This window comes from Calditerricola satsumensis (assembly GCF_014646935.1).
GTDB lineage: Bacteria > Bacillota > Bacilli > Calditerricolales > Calditerricolaceae > Calditerricola > Calditerricola satsumensis.
In genome coordinates, this window is the sequence record NZ_BMOF01000006.1 from 23575 (window position 1) to 49761 (window position 26187).

The following is a 26187-nucleotide window of genomic DNA, read 5'->3' on the forward strand; positions in this document are numbered from 1 at the left end:
AGGCGGATATGATCCGGCACATCCCGACGGTGTACGGTGAGGCGCTGGTGGACGTGGCGCGGCGGATGCCGTCGCTGGTGGTGATCGCCGCGGAAGGCGCGCAGCCGCTTGTGGAACCCTTTGCCCGGGTGTTTCCCGACCGCACCTTTCGCGTGGCGACCGGCGGCGTCAACGCCCTGACCATGGCCGCCGCGCTGGCGCTGTGCGAAAAGACGCCGGTGGTGTTCACGGCGCAGACGCTGCGGTTTTGGTGGCCGCCCGAATGGCGCGTCGCGGCAGCCCCGATCAAGGTGGTCCGCGTCCTGGACGCGGACGACCCTGGGGAGCATGCTGCCGGTGCGGAGGAGCTGGCCCTCGTGCGCACCTGGCCGGACGGTGCGGCGGTGATTCCGGCGGACGAGGCCGAGGCGCGGGCAGCCTTGGAGGAGGCGGTGACGCGGCCCGTTTTCGTGTACCTCCGCCTTGATGTGGGCGAGCTGCCTGCGCGCGTGCCGGAGCTGGCCAACGCGCCCTTCCGCTGGGGGCAGGGGGTCCTCCTGCGCCCGGGCGGCGAGGTGCTGCTTTGCGCCACCGGTGTGGCCGTGCGGGCCGCGCTGGCGGCGGCGGAGCAGCTTGCGGCCGACGGTTTGCCGGCCGCCGTGCTCCACCTGCCCGCTGTGCAGCCCCTCGACGAGGCGCGTCTTGTCGAGGCGGCTCGGCCGGTCAAGGGCGTCGTCACGGTGGAGCCGGCCAGCGCCCGCGGCGGCCTGGGCAGCGCCATCGCCGAATGCCTCGCCGCACGCCTCCCCAAGCGGGTGCACCGCGTCGGGATGGCCGATGTGTACGCCGAAACGGGGGCGCGGGAGGAGGACGCCGTCGTCGCGCGCCTTGTGCAAGTCGCCCGCCAGATCGGGGCAAACTAGCGCTATGAAAGGGGACATCCCGATTTGGAAGGAGGGCGAGTCCATGCGCAATGGCAGGCGCGTTGCACGCCGCGTGCTGGTGGGCATGGCCCTTATGGCCATGCTGGTGGGGTGCCGGGCGGGCCAGGAACCGCAGCCCCCACAGGAAGCCACGCCCCAGCAGCCCGCGGCCGGCGGCTATGACGACGCCCGCGCGCAGGCCACGTACCGGCAAGCGTGCGCCTCGTGCCACGGGGCCAACCTGGAGGGCAGCGTCGGCCCGAACCTGCAAAAAGTGGGGGCGAAGTACAGCAAGGAGCAAATCCTTTCCATCATCCAGAACGGGCGGGGCCAGATGCCGGGCGGCCTCGTGAAAGGCGACGAGGCGGAGAACCTGGCAGCCTGGCTGGCCGACCGCAAATAGCGGGAAGGACGCGGAAGGATGGCGCATGTCGCGGAAGCCGATCGGTGACCGGTCGGCTTCTTTTTTTTCGCTGCACTCGTTTTTTTATGTAAGCGCTTTATCGCCGCCTCTGCCGTTTTCCGCGCCGTTTCACGGAAGAGGAAATTGGGGATTGAATGACTATACCTTTGACCGTATAATAATGCACATGAACCCGCTCCGAGACACGGGTGGCGACGGGGAGGAGGGGAAGGCGATGCGCGTGGCCATTTTGGGCGCGACCGGATACGGGGGAGCGGAGCTCGTTCGCCTGCTGCGCCGCCATCCCGAGGTGACGATCACGGCGGTGTACGGCCATTCCCAAAGCGGTAAGCCGCTGGCGGAGGTCTTTCCTCATTTGATGGATGTCGACGTCGAAGTCGAGCCGTTTGACGCATCCGACGCGGCGGCGCGGGCCGACGTGGTGTTCACGGCCACGCCGGCGGGCGTCAGCCACACGGTGATTCCCGCTCTGCTGGAGCGGGGCGTGCGCTGCATCGATTTGTCCGGCGATTTCCGGCTGAAGCGCCGCGAGACGTACCGCCAGTGGTACGGTAAGGAGACGGCCGAGGAGGCGCTCCTTGCGCGGGCGGTGTACGGGCTCGCGGAGTGGTTCGCCGACGCGGTGCGCGGTGCCGACCTGGTGGCCAATCCGGGCTGCTATCCGACGGCGACGCTCCTTGGCCTCCTGCCGCTGGTGAAGGAGGGTCTCGTCGAGGACGACGACATTGTCGTCGACGCCAAGTCCGGCGTGTCGGGGGCGGGGCGATCGCCGGGGCTTGCCACCCATTTCAGCGAGGTGAACGAAAACCTCACCGCCTACAAGATCGGCGTGCACCAGCACATCCCGGAGATGGAGCAGACCGTGACGGCGGTGACGGGTCGGGCGGTGCGCCTCACCTTCATCCCGCATCTCGTGCCGATGACCCGCGGGATTTTGGCCACGATCTACGCCCGGGCCAAGGCGGGCGTGACGGAACGCCACCTGCGCGAGGCCCTGGTTGCGGCATACGCCGACAAGCCCTTTGTGCGGGTGCGCCCCGCCGGCGTGGTGCCGCGCACGAAGGACGTGTACGGATCAAACTATTGCGATCTGAATGCCTTTTTCGACGCGCGAACGGGCCGCGCCGTTGTCGTGGCGGTCATCGACAACCTGGTCAAGGGCGCGGCGGGGCAGGCCGTGCAGAACCTGAACATGATGATGGGCTGGCCGGAAACCCTCGGCCTCGACCTGGGCCCGGTGTTCCCGTAAGTTCCCGCGATTCTCCATGGCGGAAGGACAGGTGGACGACATGAAGCACAGCGTGGTTTTCGCCCAAGGCGAGCAGGAAGCGGAATTGGCCGACAAATGGGGGATTCGCGTCGTGCCCGGCGGCAGCGTCACGACGCCGATGGGCTTTGTCGCCGGGGGCTTCCACTGCGGCATCAAGCGCAAGCGGCCCGACCTTGGCGCCATCCGCTCGGCGGTCCCGGCGACGGCGGCCGGCGTGTTCACCCAGAACCGGTTCCAGGGTGCGCCGCTTGTCGTGACGCGGGAGAGCCTGAAGGCGGAGGGCAAGCTGCAGGCGGTGGTGGTGAACAGCGGCATTGCCAACGCCTGCACGGGCAAGAAGGGGCTGGAGGATGCCTATGCCATGCGCCGGCTGGCCGCCGAGGTCCTTGACGTGCCGGAGCCCTATGTGGCCGTGGCGTCAACGGGGTGGATCGGCCGGCCGCTGCCGATGGACGTGGTGGCGGCGGGCCTTCGCCGGCTGCCCCATCACCTGGGTCCGCACAACGCCGAGGCTTTTTGCCAGGCGATCCTCACCACCGACACGTTCACCAAGTCCGTCTGCGTGGAGATGACCATCGACGGCAGGCGCGTTTGCCTCGCCGGGGCGGCGAAGGGGTCGGGGATGGTGAAGCCGAACATGGCCACGATTCTCGGCTTTCTGACCACCGACGCCGCCGTGGAACGGGAGGCGCTGCAGCGGGCGCTCAAGCGCGTGACCGATGAGACATACAACATGATCACCATCGATGGGGACACCAGCACGAACGACATGGTGCTCATTCTGGCCAACGGTCTGGCCGGGAACAACCCGCTCCACGAGGGCCATCCGGAGTGGGAGAAGTTCGAGCAGGCTCTCCTCTACGTGTCGCGCCGCCTCAGCCAGATGATCGCCCGCGACGGGGAGGGGGCAACGAAGCTGATCCAGGTGCACGTGCACGGGGCGGCGACGAAGGAGACGGCCCGCGCCGTGGCGAGGACGGTGATCGGCTCCAACCTCGTCAAGTCGGCCATGTTCGGCGAGGACGGCAACTGGGGCCGCATCATCGCCGCCGTCGGCTATTGCGAGGCGCCTATCGACCCGGAGACGGTGGACATTTGGGTCGGCGACGTGCAGCTGGTGAAAAACAGCCTGCCCGTGCCGTACGACGAGGCGGCGCTGCAGGCGCACCTGGAGCAGGAGGCGGTGCACATCACCATCGGCCTGAACCAGGGCCACGCGGAAGCGACGGCCTACGGCTGCGACCTCACCTACGAGTACATCCGCATCAACGCCAGCTACGGCCGGGTGTGAAGGAGGAAAGGACCCGATGGGCCAAGGGACGCTGGTGGTCAAATGCGGCGGGAGCGCGATGGACGCGCTGCCGGACGGCTTTTTCGCCGACCTGGCCGCCCTGTCGCGCAGCGGGATGGCGCCGGTGGTGGTCCACGGCGGGGGGCCGGCCATCTCCGCGCTGCTTGCGCGGCTCGGGATCGCGCCCGCCTTTGTCAACGGCCTGCGCGTGACCGATGAGGCCACCCTCGAGGTGGTGGAAATGGTCCTCGCCGGCGCGATCAACAAGCAGCTCGTGCGGCGGATCTGGCGGGCCGGAGGACGGGCGCTGGGCCTTTCGGGAAGCGACGGGGCGCTCCTCGTGGCCGAGCCGATCCCGGGGCCGCTGGGGCGTGTGGCGACGGTCAAGCGGGTGAACGCCGACCTGATCCGCCAGGTTCTGGCGCTGGGGTACATCCCCGTCATCGCGCCGGTAGGCATGGACGAGGCGGGCCAGGCGTACAACATCAACGCCGACACGGCGGCGGGGGCGGTGGCGCGGGCGCTGGCCGCCGAGCGGGTGGTGCTCGTCACCGACGTGCCGGGCATCTGGGTGGACGACGGCGGCGCGCGGCGGGTGCTCGACGTGCTGGACGCCGACGAGGCGGAGGCGCTCATCGCCCAAGGCGTGATCACCGGGGGGATGATCCCCAAGGTGCGCGCGGCGCTGGACGCCCTCGATGCGGCCGAAGAGGTGCGGATCGTCGACGGCCGCGAGCCGGGCGTCTTGCAGCGGGTTGCCGCCGGCGAGGCGGTGGGGACGCGCATCGTGCGCCAGACCCAGGCGGCGCCTGCCGGGAAAGGGGGCGCAGGCCGTGGCGCTGTTTGACACCTACGCCCGCTGGCCGGTGCGCGCCGTGCGTGGGGAGAAGCACTGGCTGTGGGACGAGAGCGGGCGGCGCTACCTCGACTTCACCTCGGGCATCGGCGTCACGAGCCTCGGCCACGTGCCGGATGCGGTGAAACAGGCCGTGGCGGCGCAGCTGGAGATGCTGTGGCATTGTTCAAATCTTTTCCAGATCCCGCTCCAGGAGCAGGTGGCGGCGAAGCTGTGCGCCGCAAGCGGCCTTGACCGCGCCTTCTTTTGCAACAGCGGGGCCGAGGCCAACGAGGCGGCGATCAAGCTGGCCCGGCGGTATTTCCAGGTGGTGAGGGGCGAGGAGCGGTACGAGGTGGTCACCTTCCACGGGTCCTTCCACGGCCGCACCCTGGCCACGCTGACGGCGACGGGGCAGGAGAAGGTGAAGGTGGGCTTTGCCCCGCTGCCGGAGGGCTTCCGGTCGGTGCCCTTCGGGGATCTGGCGGCGCTGGAGGCCGCCGTAACGGACAAGACGGCGGCGGTGCTGCTGGAACTCGTCCAGGGCGAAGGGGGCGTGGTGCCGGCGGAGCCCGCCTTTGTGCGCGGCGTGGCCGAATTGTGCTGCGAAAAGGGCCTCCTCTTGATCGTCGACGAGGTGCAGACGGGCATCGGCCGCACGGGATCGCTGTTTGCCTTCCAGCACTACGGCGTGGTGCCGGACGCCGTGACGCTGGCCAAGGGGCTGGGCAGCGGCATCCCCGTCGGGGCGCTGCTGGCCAAGGAGGACGTGGCCGCGGCCTTCGCGCCGGGCAGTCACGGCTCCACCTTTGGCGGCAACCCCGTGGCCATGGCCGCGGCGCTGGCCACGCTGGAGGAGCTGGAGCGCGGCGGGTGGCTCGAGCGGGTGCGCGCGATGGGGGCCCTCATGAAGGAGCGGCTCGAGGCGCTGGCTGCGCGGACGCCGGCTATTGTCGACGTGCGCGGCCTCGGCCTCATGCTTGGCGTCCAGGTGACGGTGCCGGTGGCCGACGTCCTGGCCGCGTTGCGCAGGCGCGGCGTGCTGATGCTGCCCGCCGGGACGGACGTGATCCGCCTCCTGCCGCCGTTTACGATCGGGCCGGCGGAAGTGGAGGTGGCGGTGCGGGCGCTGGGCGAGGCGCTGGACGAGGTGGCGGCGCAGGGGGGAGCCGCGAAGGCGGAGACGTAATCGACCGGGGAATCGCACGACAACGTGGGAGAGAGGAGCGATGGCGGTGAAGGGGTACTTGGTGCTCAGCACGGGGGACGTGATCGAAGGGACGTGGATCGGCGCGACAGCCGAGGCGGAAGGGGAGCTCGTCTTCAACACGGGGATGACCGGCTACCAGGAGGTGCTGACCGACCCCTCCTATGCCGGGCAGATCGTCACCTTCACCTATCCCCTCATCGGCAACTACGGGTTCAACGCGCAGGACGACGAGAGCGCCCGCCCGGCCCTCGCCGGGGTGCTCGTGCAGACGCCCTGCGACGCGCCCAGCCACTTCCGCGCGGCGGAGACGCTCCACGAGCGCCTGGCGCGGTTCGGCATCCCGGGGCTGTGCGGCGTCGACACGCGGGCGCTCACCCGGCTGATCCGCCGCCACCGCGCCGTGTTCGGCATGCTCACGCGGGATCCGGCCCGGGCCAAGGACTGGCGGCCGGGTCCGGTGCGGGGGACGGTGGCCCGCGTGTCGCGCAAGGCGCCGACGACGTGGGCGGGCGACGGCCCGCACGTCGTCGTCCTCGACTTTGGGGTGAAGGCCTCGATCATCGAGGCTCTGCGCGCGCGCGGCTGCCGGGTGACGGCGGTGCCCTACGACACGCCGCCGGAAGAGGTGCTCGCCCTGCGCCCCGACGGCCTCCTCTTTTCCAACGGCCCCGGCGACCCGAAGGAGCTCCTTCCCCTGCTCCCCGCGTGGCGCCCGGTGGTGGAGCGGATCCCGACCATGGGCATCTGCCTCGGCCACCAGCTCATCGCCCTCATGTTCGGCGCCGATACGGAGCGCCTGCCCTATGGCCATCGCGGCAACAACCACCCGGTGAAGGAGCTGGCCACGGGGCGGGTGTGGATCACCGCCCAGAACCACGGCTACGTCGTGCGCGAGGAGAGCGTGCCGCGGGGGGAGTTCGTCATCTCCCACCGCAACGTAAACGACGGGTCGGTGGAGGGCCTGGTGCACCGCCGCCTGCCCATCCTCACCGTGCAGTTCCACCCCGAGGCCCATCCGGGCCCGGCCGACTCCAGCGTCCTCTTCGACCGGTTCGTCGAGTTGTGCCAGACCGTGGGGGCGAAGCGCTATGCCTAAGGATCCAACCATCAAAAAGGTGCTCGTCATCGGCTCCGGCCCCATCGTCATCGGCCAGGCGGCGGAGTTCGACTACGCCGGAACGCAGGCCTGCCTCGCGCTGAAGGAGGAGGGCGTCGAGGTCGTCCTCGTCAACAACAACCCGGCGACGATCATGACCGACGACGAGATGGCCGACCGCATCTACCTCGAGCCGCTGACCGTCGAGCGCGTGGCGGCGATCATCGAGCGGGAGCGGCCCGACGGCCTCCTGCCCACCCTCGGCGGGCAGACCGGCCTGAACCTGGCGGTGAAGCTGGCCGAAGCCGGCGTGCTGGAGCGCTACGGGGTGCGCCTGTTGGGCACGCCGCTGGAGACGATTCAGCGCGGCGAGGACCGCGAGAAGTTCAAGGCCCTGATGGAGGAGCTGGGCGAGCCGGTTCCGGAGAGCACGGTGGCCGAGACGGTGGAGGAGGCCCTGGCCTTTGCCGCCGAGATCGGCTATCCGGTCATCGTCCGGCCGGCGTACACGCTGGGCGGCTCCGGAGGGGGCATCGCCGCCAACGAAGACGAACTGAAGCAGGTGGCCCGGCGCGGCCTCGAGGCCAGCCCGATCGGCCAGATCCTCGTCGAAAAGAGCGTCAAGGGCTGGAAGGAAATCGAGTACGAGGTGATGCGCGACGCCGCCGACACGTGCATCATCGTCTGCAACATGGAGAACGTCGACCCCGTCGGCGTGCACACCGGCGACAGCGTCGTCGTTGCCCCGTCGCAGACGCTCACCGACCGGCAGTACCAGATGCTGCGCAGCGTGGCGCTGAAGGTGATCCGCGCCCTCGGCGTCGTCGGCGGGTGCAACATCCAGTTCGCCCTTGACCCCCACTCCGACCGCTACTACCTGATCGAGGTCAACCCGCGCGTCAGCCGCTCCAGCGCCCTGGCCTCGAAGGCGACGGGCTACCCGATCGCCCGCATCGCGGCGAAGCTGGCCCTCGGCTACCGCCTCGACGAGGTGCGGAATCCCGTGACCGGCCACACCTACGCCAGCTTCGAGCCGGCCATCGACTACGTCGTCGTGAAGTGGCCGCGGTGGGCCTTCGACAAGTTCCCGCACGCCGACCGCACCCTCGGCACGCAGATGAAGGCCACCGGCGAGGTGATGGCCATCGACCGCACGATGGAGGGGGCCTTCCTCAAGGCGGTGCGCTCGCTGGAGATCGGCGTCGACCACCTGGCGCTGCCCGAGGCGGCGGCCCTCTCCGACGCCGAGCTGGAGGCGGAGATCCGCCGCGGCACCGACCGGCGGCTGTTCCTCATCGCCGAGGCCCTGCGGCGCGGCGTCGACGTGGAGACGCTGCACGCGTGGTCGGCCATCGACCGCTTCTTCCTCCGCGCCCTCGAACGCATCGTGGCCATGGAGCGGCGGCTCGCCGCATACGACTGGGCGTCGGTGCCGGCAGAGACGCTGAAGGAGGCCAAGCGGCTCGGCTTCTCCGACGCCTACCTGGCCCGGACCTTCGGCGTGACGCTGGCCGACGTGCGGGGGCGGTGGAAGGTGTGGGGCTGGGCGCCGTCCTACAAGCTCGTCGACACCTGCGCCGCCGAATTCGACGCCGAGACGCCGTACTACTACGCCACGTGGTGCGGCGTTGACGAGGTGGAGCCGCTCAAGAAGGAGCGGAAGGTGCTCGTCATCGGCTCGGGGCCGATCCGCATCGGCCAGGGCATCGAGTTCGACTACTGCGCCGTCCACGCGGCCAAGGCCCTCAAGCAGATGGGTGTCGGCGCCGTGGTGATCAACAACAACCCCGAGACGGTGTCGACCGACTTCGAGACGGCCGACCAGCTGTACTTCGACCCGCTGACCGTGGAAGACGTGCTGAACGTGGCCGAGAAGGAGGGCGTCGACGGCGTCCTCGTCCAGTTCGGCGGGCAGACGGCGATCAACCTGGCGGCGATGCTGGAGGCGCACGGCCTCAAGGTGCTCGGCACGCCGGTGGAGGCCATCCGCCGCACGGAGGACCGCGACGAATTCTACGCCCTCCTGCGCGAACTGGGCCTTCCGCACATCCCCGGCACCGGCGTGATGAGCGAGGAGGAGGCCTTCGCCGCGGCGAAGCGCATCGGCTACCCCGTCCTCATCCGCCCGTCCTTCGTCATCGGCGGGCGCGGCATGGCCGTCCTCGCCGACGAGGGGGAGCTGGCGCGGTACCTGGCGGAAAACCGCATTGCCGACGCCGACCGCTCGCTCTTTCCCCTGCTCATCGACCGCTACGTGACGGGCGTGGAGGTGGAGGTGGACGCCGTCAGCGACGGGCAAACGGTGATCATCCCCGGCATCTTCCGCCACGTCGAGCGCGCCGGGGTGCATTCCGGCGACAGCTACGCCCTCTTTCCCGCGCCGGATGTGCCCGAGGCAGTAACGGCCCGCCTCGTCGACGCCACCGTGCGCATCGCTCGCGCCATCGGCGCCGTGGGCCTCCTCAACATCCAGTTCGTCGTCTGCGGCGACAACGTGTACGTGCTGGAGGTGAACCCGCGCGCCTCGCGGACGGTGCCCATCGTGAGCAAGGTGACGGGCGTGCCGATGGTGGCCCTGGCCACCCAGGTCCAGCTCGGCCGGACGCTGCCCGAGCTGGGCTATCCGCGAACGGGCTTGCTGGAGCATCCGGGCTTCTACGCCGTGAAGGCGCCGGTCTTCTCCACGGTGAAGCTCCCCGGCGTCGACCCGGCGGTGGGGCCGGAGATGCAGTCGACCGGGGAAGGGATCGGCCTCGGGACGACGGTGGCTGAGGCGCTGTGGAACGCCCTGGCGTGGAAGGAGGGCGGGATCCGGCGCCTCCAGGCCGGCGACGCCGTGCTGGTGGCGCTGGCCGACGCCGACAAGGCGGCCTTCCTCCCGCTGGCCGCGAAGCTGGCCGCGCGGGGCGTGAAGCTGGTGGCGACCCCCGGCACGGCGCGCTTCCTCCAGCAAGACGGCTGGCCGGTGGCCCGCGCCGTCGACGCTGCGGAGGCGCTGGCCCTGCTGCGCGACGGGGCCGTGGCCGCAGCGCTGGTCACGCCGACGCGCGGACGGCGGCCGGAGACGGACGGTTTTCGCTTGCGCACGCAGGCGCTTCTTTCGGGTGTTCCCCTGTTCACCTGTGTGGACACCTTCGCCGCGTACCTCGAGGCGATGGGGACGACCGCCTCGACGCCGCGCGCGCTTGCCGATTATCGTGGCGCACGCGCGCACGTCTCGGCCGCGACGAAGAAGGAGGAGGTGCGACCATGAACCTGCCGGCGGCAAATCCGCGTAAGGACCGCGCTGCCGCCATTGCGGAGGGGCTGAAGGGGCGCGACTTTCTCGTCCTGGCCGACTTTACCGCGGCTGAGCTGGCCCATCTCCTCGACCTAGCCGCCCAGCTCAAAGCCCTGCAGAAGGAAGGGCGGCCGTTTGCCCCGCTCGCCGGCAAGACCCTGGCCATGATCTTTGAAAAGCCCTCGACGCGGACGCGGGTCTCCTTCGAGGTGGGCATGGCCCAGCTCGGCGGCCAGGCGCTGTTCTTGAGCCGCAGCGATCTGCAGCTGGGCCGGGGCGAGACGATCGGCGACACGGCGCGGGTGCTGTCGCGCTACGTCGATGCCATCATGATTCGCGCCTATTCCCACCGCCACGTGGTGGAGCTGGCCCGCGCGGCGACGGTGCCGGTGATCAACGGGCTGACCGATTTTGCCCATCCGTGCCAGGCGCTGGCCGATCTCCTCACGCTGCGGGAGGCGTTTGGCCGCCTGAAGGGGCTCAAGCTGGCCTACGTCGGCGACGGCAACAACGTCGCCCACTCGCTGATCGTCGGCGCGGCCAAGATGGGCCTCGACGTGGCCGTGGCCACGCCGGAGCAGTACGCGCCCCATCCGGCGGTGATGGAAACGGCCCGCGCATGCGCGGCGGAAGCGGGCGGCTCGGTGACGTGGACGACGGATCCGGCGGCGGCCGTCTCCGGGGCCCACGCCGTCTACACCGACGTGTGGGCCAGCATGGGCCAGGAGGACGAGGCCGAGGCGCGCAAGGCGATCTTCGCCCCGTACCAGGTGAACGCCGACCTGATGGCCAAGGCCGACCCGCAGGCCGTCTTCCTGCACTGCCTGCCGGCCCACCGCGGCGAAGAGGTGACCGACGAGGTGATCGACGGGCCGCAGTCGGTCGTCTTCGACCAGGCCGAAAACCGGCTTCACGTGCAGAAGGCCATTCTGGTGGCGCTGCTCGGGGCGTGAGGCCGGGCGCGAGCCCAGGTGCCGGGCCAGCGGACGGGGCGTGAGCCGTGCCCCTGAGGGGCCTTCTCCGCGGCGCCAGCGGCGGCGACGTTTGCCTGGCGCGCAGGAGCGGAAACGGCGCATGTTTTTGGGCCGAAATTGAATAAATATGCTATAATGAGAGTAAACATGCGACCGCACCCAACGGGGCGCGTCACAAGGGAGAGGTGCTGGAGATGGGAAACCCGAAAGTCGTGCTCGCCTATTCCGGAGGGCTGGACACCTCCGTGGCCATCAAGTGGCTGAAGGAAACCTACGGCTACGACGTCGTGGCCGTGGCCCTCGACCTGGGCGAGGGCAAGGACCTCGAGTTCGTGCGTAAAAAGGCGCTCCAGATCGGCGCTGTGGCCTCGTACGTCGTCGACGCGCGGAAAACCTTCGCCGAGGAGTACATCCTCCCCGCGCTGAAGGCCAACGCGTTGTACGAGGGCAAGTACCCGTTGGCGACGGCCCTCGGCCGCCCGCTCATCGCCAAGACCCTTGTCGAGATTGCCGAAAAGGAAGGGGCCGTGGCCGTGGCCCACGGCTGCACGGGCAAGGGCAACGACCAGGTCCGCTTCGACGTGGCCGTGGCCGCCCTCAACCCGGCGCTGAAGGTGGTGGCCCCGGTGCGCGAGTGGGCGATGAGCCGGGAAGAGGAGATCGCCTACGCCGAAAAGCACGGCATCCCCGTGCCGGTGGGCAAGGAGAACCCCTTCAGCATCGACCAGAACCTGTGGGGCCGCAGCTGCGAGGCCGGTGTGCTGGAGGACCCGTGGACGGAGCCGCCGGAAGCGGCCTATGAATGGACGAAGCCCCTCGCCGAGACGCCGGATGAACCGGAATACGTGGAGATCGACTTCGTGCAGGGCAAGCCGGTGGCGCTCAACGGCGAGCCCAAGGAACTGCACGTCCTGATCGCTGAGCTGAACGCCCTCGCCGGCAAGCACGGCGTGGGGCGCATCGACCACGTCGAGAACCGCCTCGTCGGCATCAAGTCGCGGGAGGTGTACGAGGCGCCGGCGGCGACGATGCTGATCCGGGCCCACCAGGAGCTGGAGGCCCTCACCCTGCCGCGCGAGGTGGCCCAATTCAAGCCGATTGTCGAGCAGAAGTTTGCCCAGCTCGTGTACGAGGGGCTGTGGTACTCGCCGCTGCGCGAGGCCCTCACGGCGTTCATCGAGGCGACGCAGAAGACGGTTACCGGCACCGTGCGCGTCAAGCTGCACAAGGGACACGCCGTCGTCGTCGGCCGGCGCTCACCGCATTCCCTCTACTCCCTCGAGCTGGCTACCTACGACGCCGGCGACCGGTTTGACCACAAGGCCGCCGTCGGGTTCATCCACCTGTGGGGCCTGCCGACGCGCACCTTTGCCCAGGTGAACGGGGGGAAGGCGAAAGCGCCGGCGACGGAGGCGGCGCCGGCCGTCGGCGTAACGCGCGAGGAGGGCGTCCGCGCGTGAAGCTGTGGGGCGGACGGTTCACCAAGAAGACGGATGAGCAGGTGGAGGCGTACACCGCCTCCATCTTCTTCGATCAGGAACTGTATCGCGAGGACATCCTCGGTAGCCTGGCCCACGTGACGATGCTCGGACGCTGCGGCATCCTCCCGCCGGAGGACGTCGAAGCGATCAAGGCCGGCCTCAAGAAGGTGCGCGAGAAGCTGGAGCGGGGCGAGGCCTCCTTTTCGGTGGAACACGAGGATGTGCACCTGAACATCGAGAAGCTGCTCATCGACGAGATCGGCCCCGTCGGCGGCAAGCTGCACACCGGCCGCAGCCGCAACGACCAGGTGGCCCTCGACATGCGGCTGTACCTGCGCGCGCGGGTGGTGGAGCTCGTGCGCGGCCTGGCCAACCTGCAGGCGGCGCTGCTCGACAAGGCCAAGGCCCACCCGGATGCGGTGATGCCCGGCTACACCCACCTGCAGCGGGCCCAGCCCATCCTCTTCGCCCATCACCTCCTCGCCTACGTGGCCATGTTCCAGCGCGACGTCGAGCGGCTCATCGACGGGTGGAAGCGGATCAACGTGCTGCCCCTCGGCGCCGGGGCGCTGGCCGGAACAACGTTTCCTATCGATCGGCGCTACGTCGCCGAGCTCCTGCGCTTTGACGACGTGGCCCCGAACAGCCTCGACGCCGTCAGCGACCGCGACTTTGTCGTCGAGTTCACCGCCGCCGCGGCCTTGGCGATGGCCCACCTGTCGCGCCTGTGCGAAGAGCTTGTGCTGTGGACGAGCGCCGAGTTCTCCTTCGTTGAGCTGGACGACGCCTTCTGCACCGGCTCGTCGATCATGCCGCAGAAGAAGAACCCCGACGTGGCCGAGCTCGTCCGCGGCAAGACGGGGCGCGTCTACGGCCACCTCGTCGGCCTCCTGACCGTGCTCAAGGGGCTGCCCCTAGCCTACAACAAGGACCTGCAGGAAGACAAGGAAGGGATGTTCGACACGGTGAAGACGCTCCAGGGCGCCCTCGACCTGATGGCGCCGATGATCGCCACGATGAAGGTGAACGAGGCGCGGATGGCGGAAGCGGTGCGCCGAGACTTCTCCAACGCCACCGACCTGGCCGACTACCTCGTGCGCAAGGGGCTGCCCTTCCGCCAGGCCCACGAGGTGGTGGGGCGGACCGTGCTGTACTGCCTCCAGCAGGGCAAGGTCCTCCTCGACCTCACCCTCGACGAGTTCTGCCAATTCTGCGACCGGATCGAGGCCGACGTGTACGATGCCCTCGCCATCGAACGCGTCGTCGCCGCGCGCAACTCCCTGGGCGGCACGGCGCCGGAGCAGGTGCGGTGGCAGATCGGCCTGTTCGAGGAGAAGCTGGCCGCCACGCGCGTGTGGATAGAAGAGAAAGAGAAGCAGATCGCGGTGGAGTTGTGACCGCTCGTTACGCTGTGAAGAGCGGTTCGATGCGGAGCCAAACTTCCTCCATCACGTCTGGCGGGCACGAGCAGACAAACGGGCATTGCCGGGCCCGCCAGTCAACATGTTTTATGTGGTCGGCCAACACCACCCTGAACACCGGGAACGGCATGCGGAGAGGAGGCCTCTTCATGCCCTGGAATCCGGAACAATACCTGAGGTTCAAGGCCGAGCGCTTTGCGCCCTTTGACGACCTCGTCAAGTTGATCAAGGTCCGCCCCGGGCTCCGCGTGGTGGACCTCGGCTGCGGACCATGAACGGCTGTTTGCCCGCCTGTGGGAGCGTCTGGCCCCTGGCGGCCAGCTTGTCGTGCAGATGCTGGCCAACCACGACCACCCCACCCACGCCTTCTTGCAGGAGCTGGCCGAAGAGGAGCCCTTTGCCCCGTTTTTTCCGCGCGGAGGACGGCATTCCCCGGTGCTCGCGGTCGAGGCTTACGCCGAGCTGCTCTACTGCCTCGGTGCCACGGATATCGCCGTTTTCCTGAAGGTCTACCCCCACGTTCTCGAGGACGCCGATGCGCTGGTGGAGTGGACGAAAGGCACGGCGATGCTCCCCTATTTGGAAGCTCTTCCGCCGGATTTGCACGAAGCGTTTGTGGCGCGCTATCGGGTCCGGCTGCGGGCGCGCTTACCGGAGAAGCCGGTCTTCTACGGGTTCAAACGGATTCTCCTCGCGGCCACGCGACCGTGAACCGGTGGGCGGGTTGGAGGCTTAGCTGGAGTGTTTTAAGGTGTGGGTAAAGCAGAAGGGGATCAAGGACTTGTGTACGCTTGAGATTGCTGGTTACGATGGGGGTATTAAAATATGTCTTGCGAGGAACGGCTTGAAGATCAAGTGGGCACGGAAGGTCAAGAGGTTCGTGATTCAGAGATTCGAGTGTTTCGCATCCATATACGTCCTGGTGGAGATGCAGGCCGTCATCCCGAGCAGTCCTTTACTTACTGCCTCCAGGAGGGTGTACTGGGGATCGGTTGGGGTGTAGAAGTTCCTGAAGGTGTTCGGCTTACTTGGAACGAGTACGAGCGTCTTGCTTTGCTTCGGCATAAAAACATCCGCATTGTGCGTTATCTTTTCCAAAACGTTCGGCCTGGAGACTTGCTTTGGACCCGAGATCATCAGGGAAAGTATTACCTTGCACGTGCGACGGGTGGGTGGGAGTATCGGTCCACTCTCAAAGGTTACGAAGCAGATGTTTTAAATGTGGTTCCGTGTGATATTAAGGGACCTATTCCTATTGGGGATGTTCCTGGTGCTTTAATCAATCATTTTCGCTCACGACGCACTCTTCAGCGTATAAAAAATCTTACTCTTGTCGAATATACCAAGTTATTATGGAATAAGTTGATAAATCGTCAGGTCTTTACCGTCGATCAGCTTTCCTATGTCAACATCTTTGATCTCTTGGATGACATGACGTTAGAGGATGTCGTGTTTCTCTACCTCCAAGTTCAGGGATGGCTCGTTCTCGCAAACTCCCGTAAAGCCGACACCATGCAGTACGAACTGGCCCTCGTTCACCGTGACTCCAAGGAGTGGGCGGTTGTCCAAGTCAAAGGGGGGAATACCCCTCTCTTCGATGGCGAGTATTCCGAGTACGTGGGAAAGGGCGCTGTCCATAAGGTATTTCTATTTCAAGCCCATGGGAACTATCAGGGTACTCCTCAACCGGGGGTGTATCGCATTCAACCGGACGATCTCCTCAACTTTATGCTATCCCACAGAGAATTGCTTCCGGGTTCAGCTCGACACTGGCTTGATTTTCTGACGGAATTAAGAATTAAGTAGAGGAACGCCGGTGCCCATCGCGGTAAAATGGAGGTGGGGCCTCCAGTCCGGGTGCAGTCAAGGGGGAAAATCCGATGTGCGGGCGCTTTCTGCTGCAGACGGATCCGGTAACGCTCGGCGAACGGTTTGATGTTGAAATGCCGGAGGAACTGGCGCCGCGGTACAACATTGCGCCCGGTCAGCCCGTGCTCGTGATTGTCCACGACGGAACGCGGCGGCGGGCCGGTTTTGTGCGCTGGGGCCTCGTCCCGCCGTGGGCCGAGGCGCCAACGGCCCGCCACCAGCTGATCAACGCCCGCGCGGAGACGGCGGCCGAGAAGCCGGCCTTTCGCCGCGCCTTTTTGAAGCGGCGGTGCCTGATCGTGGCCGATGGCTACTACGAGTGGGCGACCGCCGACGGCCGCAAGCAGCCCTACTGCGTGCGGCGCCGCGACGGGCAGCCCTTTGCCTTTGCCGGCCTGTGGGAGAGGTGGGAAGGAGAGGACGGGGCGGTCTACACCGGTTGCGCCATCCTCACCACACAGGCCAACGCGCTCACCGCGCCGATCCATTCGCGCATGCCGGTGATCCTCCCGCCCGGCGCGGAAGAGCTGTGGCTGAACCGCGACGTGACCGATGCCGCGCGTCTCCAGCGGTTGCTCGGCCCCTATCCGTCGGAGGAACTGGTGTGCTATCCCGTCAGCGCGCGGGTCAACGACGCGCGCTACGACGCGCCGGATTGCGTGGAGCCGCTCGATGAGGCTGAACCCTCAAATGCGGATCAGCTGTAGGCAGAAAACCGTTGAACGCGTACGGGAGACGCGGATACTTTGCACCTCAATGAAATTCCCGGGCGTTGCCCGGGAGAAGGGTTGCCGTGACCACGGGGAACCCTACGCAAGCGGGAGAGCGGCGGCGGAAACGGATCAGGAGATTCCCGTCGAGGAAACGGCGGGATTTTGCTCTCCGTTGGCCACTTTGGCCGTTTCCGGGAACAGAAAGTCGATGAACCGCTCCGCCGTCGGCTGCGGCTCGTGGTTAGCCAGGCCTGGCCGCTCATTGGCTTCGAGGATGACGTAGTCGGTGCCGGCAGGGTCGGGGACGATGAAATCGAAGCCGACGACGGGGATGTTCAGCACACGGCTGGCCTCTTCGGCCACGGCGCGCAGAGCAGGGGAAACCTGATCGGTCACGTCGTGGATCGTGCCGCCGGTGTGGACATTTGCTGTCTTGGTCACGGGAAGATTCACGCCCGCGGGGAGCACGTCGTCCCAGGAATAGCCCGCTTGGCGTGCGACGCGTCGCGCTTCGTCCTCGGGGATGCGGCATTCGCCGCCTGTCCGCTGGACCAGCTCTTCGTTTCGTCGCGCGACCAGTTCTCCCACTGTGGACCGGCCGTCGCCCGTCACCGCCGCCGGCCGGCGCTCGGCGGCGGCGACGAAGCGGTGGCCGATGACGATGATGCGCAAATCGCGGCCTGCGACGTACTCTTCCACGATCACATCGGGGCACACCGCCCGCGCGCGTTCCCACGCCCGTGCAAGCGTCGCCTCGTCCGTCACGTCGACGGTGATGCCGCGCCCCTGCTCGCCGCGGGCCGGTTTGACCACGACACGCCCCCACGCGCGTAGAGCCTCCTGGGCATGTTCCAGCGTGCGCGCGTCGCGCTGCCGGGGAACGCAAAAGCCGGCCTGGGCGAGGGTGCGGCGCGTCAGGCGCTTGTCGTCACATAGCAGAAAGGCAATGGCGCTTGTCCGTTCTGTTAGCGATTCCCGGCAGACGACGGAGACGCCGCCGTGGGTGAGGCGGAACAGCCCGAGGTCGTCGTCGAGAATGTCGACGCGAATGCCGCGGCGCCGCGCTTCGTCGACCAGTATCTGCGCGTAGACGTTCACCGTTTCGGCCCTCCCTTATAAAAGGGTCGGTTGAGCGCGTTTTTGCGCTTCACCACGTACACCGGTATGCGTCGAAAGCCCATGGAGCGGTACAGGCGAATCGCTTTGCGGTTGTCGTACAGCACGGAGAGGTCAACGTAGTGCCGGCCTCGGGCCCGGTAGCTGTCAAGCAAATGGCTTATCAGCGCGCGGCCGAGCCCCTTGGCCTGCCGCAGCGGGTCGACGGCGAGGCACCAGAAGCTGGCCCCGTTGTCGGGATCGCCGAAGGCCTCACGGTGGTCGACGCCCATGATCGTGCCGACAACGGTGTTGTCGAGGCGATCTTCGGCCACGAAGTAGCTGAACACCCGCGTGTGCTGGTTGCGCAGGATCGTTTCCACGGGGCTGGGAATCATCCCGCAGCGGGCGTACAGGCGGTTCACCTGCTCGGCATCCCGCTCGTCGCGCAGGAAGCGGATGAGGAAGCGGGAGGAGAGGCGCACCGGCTCAATGCGGTCGGCGTGCAGCCACAGGCGGTACGTATAGGACGGGTCAACGAACAGCAGGTCGGGGGCGCGGGCGACGAGCACGTGGTGGTCGGGAACGTAGATGGCCAGATCCCGCCTGCCCTCGGGTTCCGATTGGAACAGGCGAATGATGGACTCATGGTCGGCGAAGGTCTGGCCGAAGATGAGCCGACCCCACCCGCAGTCGAGGGCGACGTTTCGCTTCATGCCGGCGGTGCGCCAGGCGGGCGGCCGATCCCAGCTGCGCATCGACGGCGTGTTAAACCGTTTGAGCCGCTCGCGGAACGCTGCCGCTCGGTTGGCCATTGCGGATCGCCTCCATCTGCTGAAGCCAGCATTCCAGCACGGTGAGCTGCCACAGCTTGCTGCCGCCGAGGACGGTCAGGTGTTGCTCCGGATCGGCGAGGAGCCGGTCGACGTATGCGCGGCGAAAAAGGGCGCGGGAGCGGGCGCGCGACGATGTCAGCACGTCGTGGGCGAAGGCGAGGAACGGGCCGCGCAGGTACTTGAGCGCGGGCACGGGGAAGTAGCCCTTCTTGCGGTAAATCACCTCGCGGGGGATGAGCCGCTCGGCGGCCCGCTTGAGGATGCCCTTGCCGCCCCTTGTCAGCTTCAGCGTTGGCGGGATCTGCGCCGCCATCTCGACGAGGTCGTGGTCGAGGAACGGCACCCGCGCTTCGAGGCCCCAGGCCATCGTCATGTTGTCAACGCGCTTGACGGGGTCGTCGACGAGCATGACCGTTGTGTCGAGCCGCAGGGCCCGGTTGACAGCCTCGTCCGCGCCGGGACGCGCGAAGTGGTCGCGCACGTAGGCCAGGGAAACGTCACCGTCGGCGTGGTAGGCGGGGTCGAGCGCCTCCCGCACCTCAGCGTCGTCGCGGTCGAAAAAGGCGCGCCGGTACCGCTCGACGGGGTCGCCGGTGCCCGCATGGATCTTGGGGTACCAGTGGTAGCCGGCAAACACCTCGTCGGCTCCCTGTCCGGAAAGGACGACCTTCGTTTCTTTGCTCACTTCCCGCGACAGCAGGTAGAACGCCACGCAGTCGTGGCTGACCATCGGCTCGGACATGGCGGCGATGCACGGAACGAGATGGTCCAGCAGCTCCCGCTGGGTCACGTAGATGTTGCGGTGTTCGGTGCCGAACCGCTCCACGATTTGGTTGCTGTAGCGAAACTCGTTCCCCTCCTCCCCGGCCACGTCGTCGAAGCCGATGGTGTAGGTCCGGAGCGGTCCGGAGGCTTCCTCGGCCATCAGGGCCACGATCAGGCTGGAGTCGACGCCGCCGCTGAGAAGGGCGCCAACGGGCACATCGCTCACCAGCCGCCGCTTGACGGCGGTGCGCAGGGTGTCGAGGAGCCGCTCGATCCATTCTTCTTCGGATTGCGCCGGTCCGCGCTCGAAGGCCACGTCCCAGTAGCGGCGCTTCGTGGTGCGCCCATCCCGTTCGACCACCAGAAGGGTGGCCGGTTCCAATTTGTGAACATTGCGAAAAAGGGTGCGAGGAGCCGGCACGATGGCGTGAAACGTCAGGTAATGGTGCAGCGCCTCAGGGGACAGGTCGAAATCGACGACCCCGGCGGCGACAAGGGCGGGAAGGGTCGAGGCGAAGACGAGCCGCTCCGGCGTGTGCACATAATACAGGGGCTTGATGCCGAGGCGGTCGCGTCCGAGGACCACGCGGCCTCTTTTCCGGTCGTACAGGCAAAAGGCGAACATCCCGTACAGCCGCTTGACAAAGTCGTCCCCCCATGCATCATAGGCCTTGAGAAGGACCTCGGTGTCGCTGCTCGACGCGAAGCGGTAGCCGCGGCCTTCCAGATCGCGGCGCAGCTCGCGGTAATTGTAGATCTCGCCGTTGTACGTGACCACGAGTTGCCGCTTTTCATCCACCATCGGCTGGTTTCCGGCAGGCGACAGGTCGATGATGCTGAGCCGCCGGTGCCCCAGCGCCACGGTCCCGTCCGTCCAGCGCCCTTCGTGGTCGGGGCCGCGCTGCGCCAGCTGTGCCAGCATCGGCTGCAGGGTTTCGACCGCCGCGCCGCGTTCGTCAAACCCTACGCTCCCACAAATGCCGCACATGATGTCGGGTGGATCCCTCCTTGCGCATCGGGGTGTGCAACATACATCGATTATGTACCACAATTCGTTTTCCAGCGGCAAACCAGGTCAGGGGGCCTCAGGGAAGATGAGAGGCGCTCAGGCCGGAAGAGGGGGGATCATCGCCCCGATCCGGAAAAATCCTCCTCGATCCAGGTAGGGCAGGATAAAAGTTCCGCCCCCTTGCGGCGCAAGTGCCGGTGCGGCACACTGAAGGGAGAAGGCCCAGGGAGGTGGGTGTCGATGCCCAAGCGCGCCCTTGTGGTGGTGGACATGGTGAAGGACTTCGTTCTTGACGACGGCAAGCTGACGTGCGGGAAGCCGGCGCAGGCCATCATCCCGTTTATCGTCGACAAGGTGCGCCAGTTCCAGGCCACCGGCGATCTCGTCGTGTTCGCCATGGACAACCATCGGGAAGATGACCCGGAATTTACCACGAACGGCGGACCGTTTCCGCCCCATTGCATCGCCGGCACGGAAGGGGCGGAGCTGGTGGACGAGCTGGAGGCGCTGGTGCGGCCCGATGACCTGCGGACCATGAAGCTGCCGAAACAGCGCTACAGCGCCTTCTACAACACGGGGCTGGAGCACATTCTGAAGCAGGCGGGAATTGAAGAGCTGCACGTCGTCGGCGTCTGCACCCACATCTGCGTGCAGCAGACGGTGGCCGACGCGTGGTACCGGCAGATCCCGACGGTGGTGTACCGCGAGGGTGTCGCCAGCTTTGATGAGGCGACGCACGAGCAGGGCCTTCGGTATATGCGCGACGTGTTGGCGGCGAAAATTGTGTGAGCTGTTCGGAAGCGCGTTTGCGGGCGGAGAAGCCCGCTTTTTCGTTTTCCTTGTTTGTAATAATTTTACATCAATTACTTTATAAAACTAAAATGAGAAGGATTTTTTCACACAAATTTCATCAATATGGGGTCAACCGTCCAGAAGGGAGGTGGTATAATCAAATTCGGTTCGTCGCGGGCCGGCGCGCCGTTTCGTCTTTTTCTTGAATCCGCCGACGACTGACCGCGCCAAAGAGGATTTGGCGCGATTCGTGTCGAAGTACGAATTTTGACCGTCGGCGAACTCTACGCGAAGGTGGGATCGGCCTTGATCGAAATGATCGACGTGTGGAAGACCTATCCCAACGGCACCCACGCCCTTCGCGGGATCACGGTCCGAATCAAAAAAGGGGAGTTCGTCTACGTCGTTGGCCCCAGCGGCGCCGGCAAATCGACGTTCATCAAGCTGATGTACCGAGAAGAACGGCCGACCAAGGGCCAGATTTTTGTCAACGGCATCAACCTGGAAGCGCTGCGCGAACGGCGCATTCCTTACTTGCGGCGGCACATCGGCGTGGTGTTTCAAGACTTTAAGCTGCTTCCCAAGCTCACGGTGCGCGAAAACGTGGCCTTCGCCATGGAAGTGGTAGAGGCTCCCAGAAGACAGATTCGCCAGCGCGTAAAGGAAGTGCTGGAGTTGGTGAAACTTTCGCATAAGGCCGACGTGTACCCCGATGAGCTCTCAGGCGGCGAGCAGCAGCGTGTGGCCATCGCCCGCGCCCTCGTCAACCGTCCCAGCGTGCTCCTTGCCGATGAGCCGACAGGGAACCTGGACCCCGAAACGTCGTGGGGCATTATGCAACTTTTAGAAGAAATCAACAACCACGGGACGACGGTGGTGATGGCCACGCACAACCGCGAGATCGTCAACACGATGCGCAAGCGGGTTATCGCCATCGAAAACGGCGAGATCGTGCGCGATGAACAGCGGGGGGAATACGGGTATGAAACTTAGAACCTTCCGCCGTCATCTGCGCGAAGGGGTCAAGAACATCGGCCGCAACGGCTGGATGACCTTCGCCTCGATCAGTGCGGTGGCCGTCACCCTGTTTCTGCTCGGCGTTTTTCTCATCCTGGCGATGAACGTCGACCATTTCATGGCCCGCGTGGAGAGCCAGGTGGAAATCAAGGTGTACCTTGCCCCCAATGCCAAGCCGGAACAGGTGAAGGCGGTGGAAACGGCGCTGCGCAACCTGTCGGGCATCAAGTCCATCGTGTACGTTTCCAAGGCCCAAGGGATGGAGGAGTTGAAAAAGCGGCTGGGGGACAAGGCGGAACTGCTGGAAGGTTTGGAAAAAGAAAACCCGTTGCCGGATCGCTTTGACGTCAAGACCTATGATCCCCACCAGACGCCGCAGGTGGCGGAGAAGATTCGCCAGATTCCCCACGTGGCTGACGTGCAATACGGGAAGGGGTGGGTGGAAAAACTCTTTGATTTCACGCGCATGGTGCGCAACGTCGGGCTGGTGTTCGTTGTCGGCTTGGCGTTTACGGCCATGTTCCTCATCGCCAACACGATCAAAATCACCATTTTCGCCCGCCGGCGCGAGATTGAAATCATGAAACTGGTCGGCGCCACCAACTGGTTCATCCGCTGGCCCTTTTTCATCGAAGGGATGCTCTTGGGGCTCCTCGGCGCCCTGCTTCCCATTGCCGTGTTGTGGCTGGGGTACCATGCGCTTCTCGACGTGGTGCGGCAAGACTTGTCGCTCTTTTTCCTCGACTTGTTGCCTGTGACGCCACTCATGACGCAGGTTTCCCTCTTGCTCGTGGCCATCGGCATGCTGATCGGGATGTGGGGCAGCCTGATTTCGATGCGCCGCTTCCTGAAAGTGTAGTGCGGCGGGAAAACCGCACCGACGAAAAAGACCGATAAAGGGGAAAAAACGGAACCGTCGGGAGGGGGGAAACGGGATGCGCAAGGCGTTGGGATCCGCCGTGCTCGCGGCGGCGGTGATGGCGGCGACGCTGTGCCCGCAGCTGGGCGGCGCCGAAAGCCAGGTGGATAAGCTGAAGCGCGAAATTGCCCGCATTCGGCAGGAGCAAAAGGCGGCCGCACAGCGCGCGATGCAGGCGGACCGGCAGCTCAAGCAGCTTCAGAGCCGGCGTGAGCAGTTGCATCGCGACATCATGTACTTGGATCTCAAGCTGGAAGATGTCCAGTCGCGCATTGCGAAGCTGGAGAAGGAGATTGCCGGAAAGGAAGCCGAATTGAACCGCACGGCACAGCGGCTGGAAGCGGCAGAAAAGCGCGTGGCCGAACGGGACAAGCTTCTCCGCACCCGCCTGCGTCTGATGTATCAAAACAGCGATCTGTCGTACCTGGAAGTGCTGTTTGGATCGGACAGCTTTGCCGACTTTCTCGACCGCCTGCGTTCGCTGACGCTGATCGCGGAGCAGGACGCCAAGCTTTTGGAGGCGCAAAAGCGCGATCGCGACACCATTGCCGCGCTGAAGGTGAAGCTGGAAGGCGACCTGAAGAAGCTGAGCGCCCTGGTGGCCGAGGTGGAACGGGAAAAGGCGCGGCTGGTGGCCGTCCGGCAGGAGAAGCAAAACACGGTGCGCATGCTGCAAAAACAGGAAGAAGAAATCGAGGAAATCAAGGAGGCGGAGGAGCAGCTGGCCCTCCAGCGCGCCGCCGAGTACCTGGCCAAGAAGCGGGAGCTGGACCGGCTGCTTGAGCAGCAGCAGCCCAAGCGCGTGGCATCCCGTCCCTCGGGCGGCGCAGGCGGAGGCGCCGTCTACGCGGGCGGGGGCGGGGCGCTGGCGTGGCCGGTGCCGTCGTCTCGCACCATTTCGTCGGGGTTTGGCTATCGCGTGCACCCGATCACGGGCAAGCGAAGCATGCACAACGGCATCGACATTCCGGCACCGGAAGGGACGCCGATCGTGGCCGCGGAGGACGGCGAGGTGATCGTCGCCGAGTACATGCGCGGCTACGGCAACACGGTGATCATCGACCACGGCGGTGGCCTGTGGACGTTGTACGGCCATATCAAGGAAGGCGGCATTCTCGTCAGTGTGGGGCAGCAGGTGCGGCGCGGGCAGCAGATCGCGTTGGTTGGTTCGACCGGGCGTTCCACGGGTCCGCACTTGCATTTCACGGTGTACAAAAACCAGCAGGCGGTCAATCCGCTGAACTATTTGCGATAAGCGCAGCGCAAACCGGATCCGGACCGGCGCCAAAACGGCGGTGATCAGGCACGGACAATCGGCATAGAGATGGGAACCGAGGGCGCGGGAATGGGAAAAAGGGGTGAGCGGCGTGCGGTGGAAAGGCCGAACGGTGGCGGCGCTGGTGCTGGGAACGGCTGTCTTGTCCAGTACGCTCACGCTGACGGCCGTTGAAGGCGTGCAGGCGGTGACGCGCCTGTTTTCCTCCCCGGTCGTGGAGGGGGACATCTCGACGTTGTCCGCTGGGGGACAAGTTTCGCCCAGCGGGGACAAGCTTCCTCCATCCTTCGGCAAGATCGTGCAAACGTACCGGCTCATCCAGCGGCATTACCTCGAGCCCGTGGCGGACGAGAAGCTGGTAAACGGCGCCATCGAGGGGATGCTGGAGGCCTTGGACGATCCGTACACGTCGTACCTGGATGAGGAAGCGACGCAACACCTGGAGGATGCCGTCGAGGGGTCCTTTGAGGGCATCGGGGCAGAAGTGAAGATGGAAAACGGGCGGGTGACCGTCGTCGCGCCGATCAAGGGCTCGCCGGCGGAAAAGGCGGGGCTGCGCCCCAACGACCAGATCCTTCGCGTCAACGGGGAAAGCCTTGAGGGGCTGTCGCTCATGGAGGCGGTCCTGAAGATTCGCGGTCCCAAGGGGACGCCTGCCCGTCTGGAGATCCTCCGGCCGGGGGTTCCACAGCCCCTCGAGCTCGTCATCATCCGCGACGAAATTCCCATCGAGACCGTTTACGCCGACATCATCAAGAAGCAGGGCATTCCGTTCGGGCGCATCGAGATCACGCAATTCTCCGCCGGAACGAGCAAGCGCTTTGCGGAAGAACTGAAGCGGTTGGAAGAAGCGGGGATCAAGGGGTTGGTGATCGATCTGCGCGGCAATCCCGGCGGCCTCTTGGAAGGCGTGCTGGAGATCGCCAAGCAGGTGGTTCCCCATCGCGGCGTGATCCTGCACATCGAGCAGCGCGGGGGACAGCGTGAGACGTACCGGTCCACCCTGGAAGGCCGCAAGCCCTATCCCATCGTCGTCCTGGTGGACGAGGGCAGCGCCAGCGCGGCGGAGATCTTCGCCGCGGCGCTCAAGGAATCCGGCGGGTACACGGTTGTCGGCAAGCCCAGCTTTGGCAAGGGCACCGTCCAGCAAACGGTCGACCTCGCCGACAAGAGCACGGTCAAGCTCACCGTGGCCAAGTGGCTGACGCCCAAGGGCCATTGGGTGAACAAGAAGGGGGTCCAGCCCGATATCGTCGTGGACCAGCCGGCCTACTTTAAGGCCGTTCCGCTGCCGAAGGACCGCCCGCTGCGCCACGACATGAACCACGTCGACGTGCACAACCTGCAGGTGATGCTCCAGGGGATCGGCTATCCGCCTGGGCGCACCGACGGGTACTTTGACGCGCAGACGGAGCAAGCCGTTAAGGCCTTCCAGCGTGTGCACGGCCTTCCTGTTACCGGTGTGGTCGACGCCCAAACGGCGACGCGCATCGAGGACGAGCTGCGCAAGCGGCTGGAAAACCCCGAGAACGATTTGCAGCTGCAAACGGCCTTGCAGGTGCTGGTCAAGCAGGCCAGCCCATGACGCGGTCCCGTTGTTGCCGTCTCCGTACGCCGTTCGCCCGCCCCGCCCCTTGCCCCCCGGGCGTTGCGCGATGCAGGAGAGCAGGAATGGAGGAGCGCATTGTCGAAAAGGGACACCACGGCATTCG

Annotated in this window: 23 protein-coding genes; 20 read left to right on the forward strand and 3 right to left on the reverse strand. The window is 66.1% G+C overall.

Translation table 11 applies throughout. The features are described from left to right. The first annotated feature begins 8 nt into the window (after positions 1-8). The 15 genes from IEX61_RS12605 (at position 9) to IEX61_RS02860 (ending at position 16760) form a co-directional block, all read left to right on the forward strand. Positions 9-902, forward strand: a complete 894-nt coding sequence (locus IEX61_RS12605) for a transketolase C-terminal domain-containing protein (protein ID WP_188816721.1) — start codon at positions 9-11, stop codon at positions 900-902. A 43-nt stretch (positions 903-945) separates the two neighbouring features. After that, the gene (locus IEX61_RS02800; RefSeq protein ID WP_229725623.1) at positions 946-1305 is read left to right on the forward strand and encodes a c-type cytochrome; all 360 of its coding nucleotides are present in this window, start codon (positions 946-948) and stop codon (positions 1303-1305) included. A 235-nt stretch (positions 1306-1540) separates the two neighbouring features. After that, positions 1541-2575, forward strand: coding sequence for an N-acetyl-gamma-glutamyl-phosphate reductase (argC, locus tag IEX61_RS02805; protein ID WP_188816722.1), 1035 nt, complete (start codon positions 1541-1543; stop codon positions 2573-2575). A 16-nt stretch (positions 2576-2591) separates the two neighbouring features. Next, positions 2592-3887: a bifunctional glutamate N-acetyltransferase/amino-acid acetyltransferase ArgJ gene (gene argJ / locus IEX61_RS02810; RefSeq protein ID WP_268238376.1), complete on the forward strand. Its 1296-nt coding sequence runs from the start codon at positions 2592-2594 to the stop codon at positions 3885-3887. Positions 3888-3903: 16 nt separating this feature from the next. Continuing rightward, complete coding sequence (gene argB / locus IEX61_RS02815; protein ID WP_188816724.1) at positions 3904-4734, forward strand: acetylglutamate kinase; 831 nt, start codon at positions 3904-3906, stop codon at positions 4732-4734. Next, positions 4721-5911 (forward strand): acetylornithine transaminase, encoded by a 1191-nt coding sequence (argD, locus tag IEX61_RS02820; protein ID WP_188816743.1) that lies wholly within the window; start codon positions 4721-4723, stop codon positions 5909-5911. Before argB ends, argD begins: the two co-directional genes overlap by 14 nt. Before the next feature lie 46 nt (positions 5912-5957). Next, positions 5958-7028, forward strand: coding sequence for a carbamoyl phosphate synthase small subunit (locus tag IEX61_RS02825; protein ID WP_373288393.1), 1071 nt, complete (start codon positions 5958-5960; stop codon positions 7026-7028). Beyond that, entirely contained in the window at positions 7021-10281 is a 3261-nt protein-coding gene (carB, locus tag IEX61_RS02830; protein WP_188816726.1) for a carbamoyl-phosphate synthase (glutamine-hydrolyzing) large subunit, read from the forward strand. The genes IEX61_RS02825 and carB overlap by 8 nt, the downstream gene beginning before the upstream one ends. Continuing rightward, positions 10278-11261: an ornithine carbamoyltransferase gene (argF, locus tag IEX61_RS02835; protein WP_188816727.1), complete on the forward strand. Its 984-nt coding sequence runs from the start codon at positions 10278-10280 to the stop codon at positions 11259-11261. Before carB ends, argF begins: the two co-directional genes overlap by 4 nt. Before the next feature lie 215 nt (positions 11262-11476). Further along, entirely contained in the window at positions 11477-12742 is a 1266-nt protein-coding gene (locus tag IEX61_RS02840; RefSeq protein WP_188816728.1) for an argininosuccinate synthase, read from the forward strand. Next, the gene (gene argH / locus IEX61_RS02845) at positions 12739-14160 is read left to right on the forward strand and encodes an argininosuccinate lyase (protein ID WP_188816729.1); all 1422 of its coding nucleotides are present in this window, start codon (positions 12739-12741) and stop codon (positions 14158-14160) included. Before IEX61_RS02840 ends, argH begins: the two co-directional genes overlap by 4 nt. A gap of 173 nt (positions 14161-14333) precedes the next feature. Further along, a complete protein-coding gene (locus IEX61_RS12610; protein ID WP_256205595.1) occupies positions 14334-14459 on the forward strand; it encodes a hypothetical protein in 126 nt (41 codons plus the stop codon). Positions 14460-14511: 52 nt separating this feature from the next. Beyond that, on the forward strand, positions 14512-14895 hold the full coding sequence (locus tag IEX61_RS02850; protein ID WP_218185379.1) for a class I SAM-dependent methyltransferase: 384 nt from the start codon (positions 14512-14514) through the stop codon (positions 14893-14895). A 114-nt stretch (positions 14896-15009) separates the two neighbouring features. Next, positions 15010-15990, forward strand: coding sequence for a hypothetical protein (locus IEX61_RS02855; RefSeq protein WP_157057771.1), 981 nt, complete (start codon positions 15010-15012; stop codon positions 15988-15990). Positions 15991-16064: 74 nt separating this feature from the next. Further along, complete coding sequence (locus tag IEX61_RS02860; protein ID WP_188816730.1) at positions 16065-16760, forward strand: SOS response-associated peptidase; 696 nt, start codon at positions 16065-16067, stop codon at positions 16758-16760. Between the two features lie 135 nt (positions 16761-16895). Here IEX61_RS02860 and IEX61_RS12350 read toward each other — a convergent pair whose 3' ends face one another. Genes IEX61_RS12350 through IEX61_RS02870 form a run of 3 tightly spaced genes read right to left on the reverse strand, consistent with a single transcriptional unit; the run spans position 16896 to position 20450 of the window. Then, positions 16896-17864: an ATP-grasp domain-containing protein gene (locus IEX61_RS12350; RefSeq protein ID WP_229725624.1), complete on the reverse strand. Its 969-nt coding sequence runs from the start codon at positions 17862-17864 to the stop codon at positions 16896-16898. Next, positions 17861-18676 carry a GNAT family N-acetyltransferase gene (locus tag IEX61_RS12355; RefSeq protein WP_054671126.1) on the reverse strand — a complete coding sequence of 272 codons (816 nt, stop codon included), beginning with the start codon at positions 18674-18676 and terminating at the stop codon, positions 17861-17863. The genes IEX61_RS12350 and IEX61_RS12355 overlap by 4 nt, the downstream gene beginning before the upstream one ends. Continuing rightward, positions 18630-20450 carry an N-acetylglutaminylglutamine amidotransferase gene (locus IEX61_RS02870; protein WP_188816731.1) on the reverse strand — a complete coding sequence of 607 codons (1821 nt, stop codon included), beginning with the start codon at positions 20448-20450 and terminating at the stop codon, positions 18630-18632. The genes IEX61_RS12355 and IEX61_RS02870 overlap by 47 nt, the downstream gene beginning before the upstream one ends. A 261-nt stretch (positions 20451-20711) precedes the next feature. Here IEX61_RS02870 and IEX61_RS02875 point away from each other — a divergent pair, with 261 nt between their 5' ends. From IEX61_RS02875 to IEX61_RS02895, 5 genes are all read left to right on the forward strand, one after another. After that, the gene (locus IEX61_RS02875) at positions 20712-21260 is read left to right on the forward strand and encodes a cysteine hydrolase family protein (RefSeq protein ID WP_054671122.1); all 549 of its coding nucleotides are present in this window, start codon (positions 20712-20714) and stop codon (positions 21258-21260) included. Between the two features lie 309 nt (positions 21261-21569). Then, on the forward strand, positions 21570-22256 hold the full coding sequence (ftsE, locus tag IEX61_RS02880) for a cell division ATP-binding protein FtsE (protein ID WP_054671130.1): 687 nt from the start codon (positions 21570-21572) through the stop codon (positions 22254-22256). Then, the gene (gene ftsX, locus IEX61_RS02885) at positions 22246-23139 is read left to right on the forward strand and encodes a permease-like cell division protein FtsX (protein ID WP_054671119.1); all 894 of its coding nucleotides are present in this window, start codon (positions 22246-22248) and stop codon (positions 23137-23139) included. The genes ftsE and ftsX overlap by 11 nt, the downstream gene beginning before the upstream one ends. Positions 23140-23215: 76 nt before the next feature. Beyond that, positions 23216-24454 carry a murein hydrolase activator EnvC family protein gene (locus IEX61_RS02890; protein ID WP_188816732.1) on the forward strand — a complete coding sequence of 413 codons (1239 nt, stop codon included), beginning with the start codon at positions 23216-23218 and terminating at the stop codon, positions 24452-24454. A 112-nt stretch (positions 24455-24566) separates the two neighbouring features. After that, the gene (locus IEX61_RS02895; RefSeq protein ID WP_188816733.1) at positions 24567-26060 is read left to right on the forward strand and encodes a S41 family peptidase; all 1494 of its coding nucleotides are present in this window, start codon (positions 24567-24569) and stop codon (positions 26058-26060) included. Positions 26061-26187 lie beyond the last annotated feature (127 nt).